This window comes from Thermodesulfobacteriota bacterium (genome assembly GCA_040753795.1).
In the GTDB taxonomy this organism is placed as follows: Bacteria; Desulfobacterota; Desulfobacteria; order Desulfobacterales; family Desulfosudaceae; genus JBFMDX01.
The window spans coordinates 200,750-210,668 of the sequence record JBFMDX010000008.1 but is presented as its reverse complement, the minus strand read 5'-3'; the positions used below and the strand labels follow the sequence as shown (position 1 = coordinate 210,668).

Genomic DNA, 9,919 nt, shown 5'->3' with positions numbered 1-9,919 from the left:
TGCTTCTTGACGCGTTTTACCATCTGGGTACCTCCTTTTATATTGTCGGTTCTTCGTCAAACCTCAATATAACAGGAGCCCCAGATGGTTCCTTCTATTTTATGCTAATGGCCGTGCAAAATTCAGGACATAACTTGCATAAACACGAAAAGAGCAAACCATGGACCAAAATAATAGAAATTCACCAAACAATCTCGGTAATCAGAAACCATCCAAGGGACAAAAGCGTAAGACGCCTCCCAGTAAGGACACTAAAAAAACTGCTGAAGACATTTCGCAAGAGCAGAAGCTGATTGATGATATCTTAGAAAAACTGTGTAGTGTTGAAGACAATATGACTGATGAAGAAGTGGCAGCTTACCATCCAGAAAACAGACTGTTTGTCTGCTTTAGCGATGATGCCCTGATCCCTACAGTCGGCGAACCAGCATTCCATACACAGATTAAGGACTTTGCCGCCAACTTGACAAAAGATACATTCTCCGAGTTTTACGAGAAGCGATTTGAATGGCACTGGTACCCGATAATCAGCGGATTCTCGTCAGGTCCCGTACATGGTGATTTACCAGGCGAACTGACTGATGAACGACTTCTTGAAGCGATTGGTTATACTGCATCAATCTGTGCCCGCGAAGACCAAAAACGTTTCATTTCTGCACTGGGACTTCTCTCTCTTCTCTGCCGGAACTGTGAAAAACCTGAAGAAGTTCCGTCGCTGACGAAGCATTTCATGCAAATACGAGAGAGTGTTACCCGAAACGCAATTGACCCGAACATTCCATACTGGTTCAGCAAGGTCGTTCTATTCCAGTTGTCGACCGGAGTTGTTCCAGACGGATACTCTGGTTCTTTCGATCGCGATGGTCTGGATGCTCCGGACAAGGGATGGCAGGGATACGGAGACTCTTTGGATTTCCCGGTTGTCGATCAATCCGGATGGGGGAGTTGTCCTGGAGGGGAAGACGCCGTAAAAGAGGAGATCAAGCCTATCAGTGGTGGAGAGTTCGTGCTCGAATTCCAACGTAACGCTCTTCACGAAGGATACAAATTCTGGATTTGGCTGTACAGAAACGTCTCGGAGAATCCCATCTGGCACTTTTATGTGTATGTTGTGACTACTCCCGATGGGAAAACTGAGGTCCATAGAGAATCGATGCACTCTGTGGAAAGCGTCAGTCCAGAGGAACTTGTTGCTCAGCATGTGTTTCAACATGGAAAGTAGAAGTGCTGGTTAACAAAAGCGTTTGCCTTGTGCATGGAACATGGGAGCTTGTAGCATAAAAAAAAATGGCGCCTGGGAAGTGGGAAGAAGTAATAACTTCGATGAAACGGACGGCAGGCAACTGGACGGCGCCCCCACGGCTTTAGAGCTTTTGCCTAAGGTTAAAGATGCCGTAAAGGATCAACTCGAAATATTGATTGACGGCGGTATTACAAGAGGCTCCGATATTATTAAAGCGATCGCCCTGGGCGCCGATGCCTGTATGATTGGCCGGGCCTATTTATATGGATTGGCAGCCGGGGGCGAAAAAGGGGTAGACAGGGCGCTTTCTATTTTGAAAGATGAAATGGAACGGGTAATGGCATTGATCGGGTGTAATGACATTAATAAATTAAATTCTGATTATATTGAAAAATTATCGCCAATTCCATAAACGACTTTTCTATATCCACCCGAATGAAGCCAGTGTCTTTTCAACAAGCTTTTGCTCTGCCTGACTTACTTCAATATGGGGCCTTCTCACTTTGTTGTTCGCCAGATATCCCTGCGCTCTTAAAATTTCTTTCAATAACCTGTGAGTGCCAAAAGGCCTTTTGCCCGATAACAAGGGCAGTCGAACCATAAACTGAAAGCCGAGTGATAAAAGTGCAGGTGGTAGTGAAGAACCTGTGAACAGGGGGATCGTTTTGAGCAGTTTCTTCTGAATCTGTTTTGCTTTTTTATGATCACCCGCGGAAAAAGCATCCCATAACATCCTGACATCCTCAGTCCCTACAAGCGGTATCGGACAAAACACACCGGCACCGCCAAACGCCAGACAGTCATAAAGAAGCAATGATGTCCCGGTAAACACTTTCCAGTCATAAGGCCGTGTGGCTTCGATCGTTTTCTTTAAAAACGGGCGGTTTATAACGGTAAGTTTTGCTCCGATAATGCCATCGATTTCCGCAATACGGGCAAGGTCTTTTGGCCGTATTTTCAAACCGGTTACATCAGGAAAATGGTAGTAGTAGACGGGCAGGTCCATTGCTTTGGTGAGGGATTTAAAATGATGCACAACACTTTTCAAGTCAAGGTTGAAATAAACGGGTAAAGCCGCCATAAGCGCGTCGCATCCTGCTTTCTTTGCCTCTTTTGCAAGATCAATTGCCTGGTCTGTACTCCAGGCCGATGCCGTCCCAATAACAGGGATTTCTCCGTTTGCTGCTGAAGCGGCAATTTCCATAACCTGTATTTTTTCTTCAAAACGCAGATAGGGAAACTCGGCATTACTTCCCAGAACGACAACACCATCAAGCTTTTTGTCAATGGCGGCTCTGACCAGTTTCTTTAAACTATTTTCGTCGATTTTACCGTCATCGGTAAATGGTGTCGGCAAAATAACCACTAACCCTTTAAGGCTTTCTACATTCATTACTCAACCACCCTTTTTGAAGGATAAGGATAAAGTTGTAAAAAAGGGCCTTTTGAACAAATAACGTAAACCATTCTAAATCCTGTTCTTATATCTCAACTTGTTGTTATGCCCTTTCCTTTTTAATAGGGGCCTTAACTTTCGCTGAAGGCCGGGAAAGAGATAACCTGCCGTGGCCAAATAACCGCTTAACCTGGGCAATGCTCTTTCCACCTTCCCGTCATAGGCGCAATCCAGAATAGCAGCGGCGACCTGTTCAGGGGAACTCATGGGCTGTGAAAAAACAAGGTCCGGAACTTCATCAATATCTTCCATGATAAATCCTGTATCCACCGGGCCGGGAGAGACAACGGAAATCGTCACCCCCGTCCCCCTGTTCTCTTCCGCCAGGGCATAGGTAAAGGCCCTTAACCCGAATTTTGTCGCGCTGTAGGTCGCCTCATCCGGCAGGGGATATCGACCAGCCAGCGAAGCGACATTGACCACGGCTCCGGTTCCAGCTTCTTTTATTAACGGCAGCACCAGCCGGGTCAGCGCTATCGGTGATCTTAAGTTCAGGTCAACGATGTGCAGCACTTCATCCAGCGGCCGTGTGTCTATGGGACCTCTGGAGTTGAAGCCGGCGTTGTTGACAAGTATGTGAATGGCGCCAAAATGTTTTTTCACCTGTTGAATAACCGCTGACATTTTATCAAGATCCGTGACGTCCGCGGAAATGGCCATGGCCTTTTTACTGCCTGTTTGCGCAACTATCTTATCAAGATTGTCTTTGTTGCGGGCAATAAGGGCAACATTGGCACCCTCTATGATAAACTGCCTGGCGGCAGACGCGCCAATCCCTGAAGACGCGCCGGTAATGATTGCTGTTTTGTCTTTAAACCGCTGGGTCATGGACTCCTCCTCATAACGGAAACATCTCTATAAGGGTGGACATGAAATCTTCATTCTGCAATTCCGATCGGTAATAGGGGCTTTCCATCAATCGGACCATGCCTGTTTTTTCCTCAGTAGAAAAATATTGCAAAACCAGACGCCCGGCTTCTTTGACCGAAGGATCATCCTTATATTGATCGCGCAAGCGGTGGGCATACGCCCACTCCGCCTCCGTAGTTGTTGCTAGAATCGTAAATAAATCTAATGCGTGATAGCTCCCGAAATCCTTATCCGGGTCGTTAACCCTGTCTCTGAATGCGAAAAGCTTCATCATCGAAAACGTGTAAGGATGCGGCAGGAAGATTTCAGATTTCCAGAATTCACCGGAACTGAGGCGCCCCGTTAACATGATTGGCAGCAAACTTTCTTCTAAAGTCAGGGCTTCGGTTACGGGGTGGGCATGGATGCCTACGGAAGGGCTGGGGCGAACTCGGCGGGCATCTGCTTTCACCCGAGTTCCCTGAAATCGACTTTGCGGACCGGTTAGTATATCGATCTTGACGCTGCCGGCATCCGTACCGCCTGGCCCAGGTTTAGCAAACTGGTATTTTTCCGCACCAGGGACAGCTTCATAGCCCAGGTCTGAAAGGGCGCGTGCGAGCGGTTTTAACTTTGATGATTCGATCAGCAGTTCCGGTCGCAGAAATAAATCAAGGTCGTTTGTGGAGCGCGGCTCCGGCCATTGTTCCAGGAGTGTTCTCATGCCCGATCTTCTAACATGATCAGTTTTAAGATAGATCCCGAATCCGCCGCCGACAATGAGTCTGACTTCCGCATCGCGCAATTTGTGCAGCAAATCAAGCAAGGCCGTTTGAAGGTCTATAATTCTGTTCATTACTGAACCATCCCGGCTTCACTCAGAATCAGTGTTTTTACTTGACCGGCGGTTTCCTGGTCTCTTTTGTCGCCGGCCATCATTTCCATATAAACCTGTAGCGGTGACGCCCACCAGAAACCGTCATCCTGCCGGGCATCAAAATAGACCGGCTCATCTTCTGTTTGCAAAAGCTCAAGATTGGGGAATCGATCCGACCGGCTTCCGGGTAGCCGTTCAAGCAGCGTCTTCACCTCAGGGCAGTATACCGTCAATAAATCTCCGCGCTGCATCACCGTGTATTGTGTGACGGAGGAAGTGCCGGAAGCGATCAAGGGCAATTTTAACTGCCGTGATTGCTCAGACAGCAATTTCACAATCGACTTGTCTGTGTTCGGGACTTTAAGACGAACCCGTTCCTTGACAGCAGGCGGATTGTAATTTTCGCATAATTTGTCCAACAGTTTGTCCGGCTGCAGGAGGCGAATGGTGCCAGCGCGCGTAATAATCAGGTCTTCTTCCATCGTTTTTAGAACCTTTGATACAGTTGAAAGGCTCATCGGTTTTTTATCCCAACGGTTCATCAGGAAGTTGTGTTGGTTAATTGTTGCGCGGATATCTTGAACCGTTTGGAAGTCGGAACAAACGAAAAACCCGCGTCCCACCATGGCGCTGTTTTTCCGGTAGATGTTTTTGATGGCGGCTGATGAAGGAAAACGGTTTCTGCCGCCACTGCGAAATACGCTGAATGCGCCTGGCGAGACCACCACACCGTTGCCGCACAGGTCAATGCCGCTAACCCCCTCCCTTTCCAGGTCTTTAAGCTGCTGATCATTTAAGAACGGCATAAAAAGCATAGGGAAAACGTTTTTTGGCAGGGTCAATGATTTCAGCAAATTGAAACTGTCCTGAAAGAACTTAGGCGTTGAAACGGATTTGCACTCTACCGCAAACATTACTGATTTCCGATTCCATTTGGCCTCGATATACGCATCAATACGGTTGTTGCCTCCTACATCCGGTTGGTTTTCTAAAACGCTAAAAACCAGGGGAGGCAACCGGACATCTCCCTTCCGGAGTTGCGCAAGCATTTCTTTTTCTGTCAGCATTTTCCTGTTTCCAATTGTTTTCCTGATTGAGAAAATAGTCATTTTCAGGAAAACTGTCAAGAAAAATATGGTTGGGTATCAGCAATAGGCCCAAATGTCCATGGATTTCCCATGGATTTCCGGGGACAGTATACTAATTTTAACCCGGCTTTGATTTTCTTTCGGGTTTTTGAGGCATTAAACACCTGCCCAGTCTTCCTTTGCTCCGGCTGTTAGACGAATTTTGCCCGTACAGGATTATTTTCGATATACCGGGTGCAGGCAACAAGGTACGGCTCGTCCATAACAAAAGATGAAAGCCGTTCCTGCCATAAATGACCCCGACCGCCCTTTCTGAAAACGATATCTTTACTCAACCGCCACCATCAATCGGTTTGGAATTGATATACTGTCCGTTCGCAAATCCGGAAAGTGAAGTTTTTAGATGATTTCAAGCCCGTGCCGAATAATTTCTTTGGCCAGCGGATGGGAAGAATTGAAGTCAGCTGAAGCAAAAGGATGGGGCTCGATGCGGGTATCAAATTGTCGCCTCTTTTTCATTAAGTCGACCTGCATGTCAAACGAATCATGAAGGATGTCGAAAATTACGGCCAGATCGATATCGCTGTTTTTATTATGCGTACCTTTTGCGTATGAACCGAAAAGATATATTCCCCGAACATTGGGAGTTGTCTGGCGTATAAAACGAGCGTATTCCACTACGGATTCAGGAGCTTGTTTTTTATCCATGTTCTAAACGCCTCAATTTCACATATCCATTTTGTTGTAAATTCCTGATCGCACTTCCTGTGAAAATCCATTTTATAATCGTCATATCGCGCACGCAGGTTGAATGTGGATATCGTATCAAGAGTATCTTTCTGACTTTCGGTCAGCTCAAGACCCGCGCTTGTCGAAAGCCGCACAAGATCGTGAATAAAGGGCGGGGCTATGTCGACCTGTTGAACATAAAAAGCCTTTAACAATTTTTCGATTATCAGATGACCGATAAACAAGGCCCATGAATAGTCACCTTTTTCAAACAAGTGCGACATCGCTTTAAAGTCGTTGTCGGCACTATCAATCCAGTAGTTCAGTATGTGCTTTCGGTCCATAGATTACCGTTTTATTTTATAAAATTATATATCAATCTCTTTCGTTAAGCAACTGGTAAATCGCCCTCGCCCTGCGGCGCTGCAACAGGCGGTATGAAAGTTTTGATGTTCTTAATGATAAATCGGCTTGTCTCTTGACCGGATATGGTTTCTCCGGCGTGCAATTTACCGGCGATATAAAAGAATAAGGAAAGGATAAGGAAGGATAAGAACTTGCTTTTTCAGTTATCATCTATAGCCAAGCCGGCCTTGTGTGTCAATGTTTTTGCGGCCACCACATGTTGAAGGGCCTCTTGAGAGTGATTCTTCAAGATATTTCAACAGAGGCGGCAAAAGCAGGAGAAACTTTCAGAACATTCAAGATTACAGAAAAACACATGGTTTTAGAAACAGCTTTATCGTATCTCCGGGGCGTGAGTCCTCGCCAAAATCGGCCCGGTAACCATAATCGGGGACCTGTGACCAGAACCCGCCACCAGCCGGTGCGTGACCACGCACCGGCTGGTACGCCGGCTCTTGAATAATATCTCCAAGCGTGGCGCCGGCGGGCCGTTGTTCCTGACTTCCCACAGAACGAGATGCCGCAATATCTGTTTGATGACAGCTTGTTCTTTGATAAAGCTGATGATTTTCATCGGCCCCTGGCACTTGGGGCACAATAACGGGCCCACCTCATATATCTTCTGTATCAAGCGTGCCCAGGAGTTTCTGAAGGACTTATCCGACAGGCTGGTATCGATAATATGGGCGATGTCGTCATCTTCGTCCGTCTTTTTTCTCAACCCCCGGCTTTTATTGCTGTAATAACCGTAATAGCGGACCATTAAAAGCACGGACACTGTATTGCGGTTCAATATCATAAATCAAGGAGAATCAGGCGAATTTGCCATCGGCATTACCCGGCACTTCCTGGCGCCGCGCAGGTCGGGCAGACCCTGTTCAGGATCAAAATATGCCGGATCATCGCTTAACAGGACGCCGTCCGAGTAATCCCAGGCCCCGCACAGTTCAGGGGTGCCCCGGGCCATTTCCGGTTTCCACCAGCCGTGGCGGATCCCGACCAGGTCCTTCTGTATGTCGTCGCTCAGCTGTGCTTTCATTTTAACCCGGCCCCAGTCGGTTTCCACATACATCCAGTCACCATCATTAATGCCGGATTTTCGGGCGGTTTCAATATGCAGCATGGCCAAAGGTTCCGGGTTGCGTTGGCGCAGTTTTTTGACATGGCGCCCGGCGGAGAGAAAATAGCCATCTTCACGCAGGCCGACAAAAAGGCGGAGCGGATATTCTTCTTCGGCCGGGTTGTCCTCCGGGGGGTAAATCTCCTTCCAGTATGGAAGCGGGTCACAGCCAAGGGATTCCAGGACGCTGGAATACAGTTCCACTTTACCGGAGGGGGTGGCAAAGCCCCTTTTTTCGTGCGGGTAGGGAGACAGTACAACATAGTCCTTGAACAGGCGGGCCATCCGCTTCATGCCGCGGCGTTCAAAAAACCCCCGGGTTTTCTGATGTCGGCGCAACATGGAAACCATGCCGTTTCTTAATAACGGCAAAAGGCCCATCCTGGCAAAAAGTTTCAGGGTAAGCTTGGTTGCGGCGGCAGACAGCGGGGGCGCGGGCGGCGTCAGCAAGGGGAGATTTTTTGAAAGCTGTTTCCAGGTAAGCCCGGTCCCGGAGATTCGGTATTGGTAAAGTTCTTCCAGGTTTTTCCAGGGAAATTGCGCTTCCATGCCCATGCGCACGGCCAGTTCGCGCAGGAAATAATAGACATCCCGGCACTCACCGGGGGGTTCAACGGCTTTTTCGAAACTCGCATAGACACCGATCCACTCCTGATAATTGTACAGGACAGGCCGTTCCAGAAAGCAGTCGCCCGGAAGCACATAGTCGGCCAGCTGGGCGGTGGGCGTCATGAAGAGGTCATTGACCACAAACAGGTCAAGATTTTTAATGGCCTCGAAAATGCCCTGCTGGTTGGTGTAGCACATGAGGGTGTTGTTGGCGATGGAGAAGAAGGCTTTGACCGGATAGGGAATGCCTTCCCGCATGGCTTTGAATACAGCCGGCGGGTGGGCCATGTACATGCCTTTCATCAGGTTCCGGTAGGGTTGGCCCCAGACCCTGCGCCGGGGCTCGTTCAAGGCCTGCTGCCCCCGGTAGGTCATGACCGGATGATCCTTTGCCCCCAGCTGCAGGTCTTTTTTTTCCTGGGGCAGCCGTTCGTGGAGTTCCAGTTCCGTCTCGGAGATAATCATCGCATTGGGGTCGACCATGACGTCCCCTCCGGGAACATTCAGGCTGTTGGTCAAAGCCCGCAGGATGCCCTGGCAGCGCAGGGCGGAAGTGCTGTTTACCTGCTGGTCGGTGGCACATGTCCAGGGAATAATGGCCGGCGTGTTGGTGGCATACATGACGGCGGCCTCACGGATCAGGCTCGCGGGAACGCCGGTGATTTGCGACACCCGGTCCAGCGGGTATTCTCCGGCCCGTTCTTTGAGTTCATCAAACCCTACACACCAGCGGGATACGAATTGCTTGTCGTACAGCTCTTCTTTAATGATAACGTTGATCCAGCCCAGGCACATTGCCGCGTCCGTGCCTGCCCGTAAAGGCAGATGAATGTCGGCCATTTTGGCGCAATGACTCTTTCTCGGGTCCAGAACAATCAGCCTGGCGCCTCTGGCCCTGGCCGCTTTCAGACGATAGTATTCGCCTGCCCAGGAATTCGGCCGGAGATTATGCCCGAAGAATACCATACAGCGGGTCTGTTCATAATCCGGAAAAGGATAACCGCCGCAGGTCATGCTGTTGACGGCAGCCGTATTGCCCTGGCAAAGGCTTACGCCACTGATGTAATTCGGGCTTCCCAGAAGGTTCATGAACCGCCGGACCATGCCGCTGCCCCCCTGGACGTTATGATCCGAGGTGGAACAGGCAAAGGCTTCCGGCCCGTGTTGGTCCACCACCCGTTGAAGCTTGGCCGCGATTTCGTCCATGGCCTGGTCCCAGCTGATGCGGGTCCACTGGCCGTCGCCTCTTTCTCCGGTTCGTTTCAAGGGGTATAGCAGGCGATGTTCATTGTAATACCATTCAGCGGCTTCCACCGGTTTGCAGCAAATGGTTTTGGGCATCATCAGGTGGTCTGCAAACCCGCGCAGTTTTTCCAACCGTCCGTCCCTGACATGCGCTTCCAGGCTGCAGGCCTGATCACACATGCTGCAGACGACATGTTTTTTTTCTAAAGGCATTGTTTCTCCTGAAAAAAGGTTTAATTAATTTAAACCATACTCGAGCGTTATGTATTGACCATATGTGAATATGATTTGACATATT

Annotated in this window: 9 protein-coding genes; 2 read left to right on the top strand and 7 right to left on the bottom strand. The window is 48.9% G+C overall.

Translation table 11 applies throughout. The features are described 5' to 3' along the window. Positions 1-160 precede the first annotated feature (160 nt). Together AB1724_11775 and AB1724_11770 are read left to right on the top strand one after the other, a co-directional pair. A complete protein-coding gene (locus AB1724_11775) occupies positions 161-1,222 on the top strand; it encodes a hypothetical protein (GenBank protein MEW6078484.1) in 1,062 nt (353 codons plus the stop codon). Between the two features lie 40 nt (positions 1,223-1,262). Further along, on the top strand, positions 1,263-1,655 hold the full coding sequence (locus AB1724_11770; protein MEW6078483.1) for an alpha-hydroxy acid oxidase: 393 nt from the start codon (positions 1,263-1,265) through the stop codon (positions 1,653-1,655). 9 nt (positions 1,656-1,664) lie between these two features. On the opposite strand, the gene AB1724_11765 is transcribed toward AB1724_11770, so the two are convergent. From AB1724_11765 to AB1724_11735, 7 genes are all read right to left on the bottom strand, one after another. Next, a complete protein-coding gene (locus AB1724_11765; protein MEW6078482.1) occupies positions 1,665-2,636 on the bottom strand; it encodes a dihydrodipicolinate synthase family protein in 972 nt (323 codons plus the stop codon). Positions 2,637-2,711: 75 nt separating this feature from the next. After that, entirely contained in the window at positions 2,712-3,527 is an 816-nt protein-coding gene (locus AB1724_11760; GenBank protein MEW6078481.1) for an SDR family NAD(P)-dependent oxidoreductase, read from the bottom strand. 10 nt (positions 3,528-3,537) lie between these two features. Continuing rightward, entirely contained in the window at positions 3,538-4,404 is an 867-nt protein-coding gene (locus tag AB1724_11755) for a hypothetical protein (GenBank protein MEW6078480.1), read from the bottom strand. Next, a complete protein-coding gene (locus AB1724_11750; GenBank protein MEW6078479.1) occupies positions 4,404-5,492 on the bottom strand; it encodes a hypothetical protein in 1,089 nt (362 codons plus the stop codon). Before AB1724_11750 ends, AB1724_11755 begins: the two co-directional genes overlap by 1 nt. A gap of 420 nt (positions 5,493-5,912) precedes the next feature. Beyond that, on the bottom strand, positions 5,913-6,221 hold the full coding sequence (locus AB1724_11745) for a nucleotidyltransferase domain-containing protein (protein MEW6078478.1): 309 nt from the start codon (positions 6,219-6,221) through the stop codon (positions 5,913-5,915). Then, positions 6,191-6,586: a HEPN domain-containing protein gene (locus AB1724_11740; protein MEW6078477.1), complete on the bottom strand. Its 396-nt coding sequence runs from the start codon at positions 6,584-6,586 to the stop codon at positions 6,191-6,193. Before AB1724_11740 ends, AB1724_11745 begins: the two co-directional genes overlap by 31 nt. A gap of 863 nt (positions 6,587-7,449) precedes the next feature. Beyond that, on the bottom strand, positions 7,450-9,834 hold the full coding sequence (locus tag AB1724_11735) for a molybdopterin-dependent oxidoreductase (GenBank protein ID MEW6078476.1): 2,385 nt from the start codon (positions 9,832-9,834) through the stop codon (positions 7,450-7,452). Between the last annotated feature and the right edge of the window lie 85 nt (positions 9,835-9,919).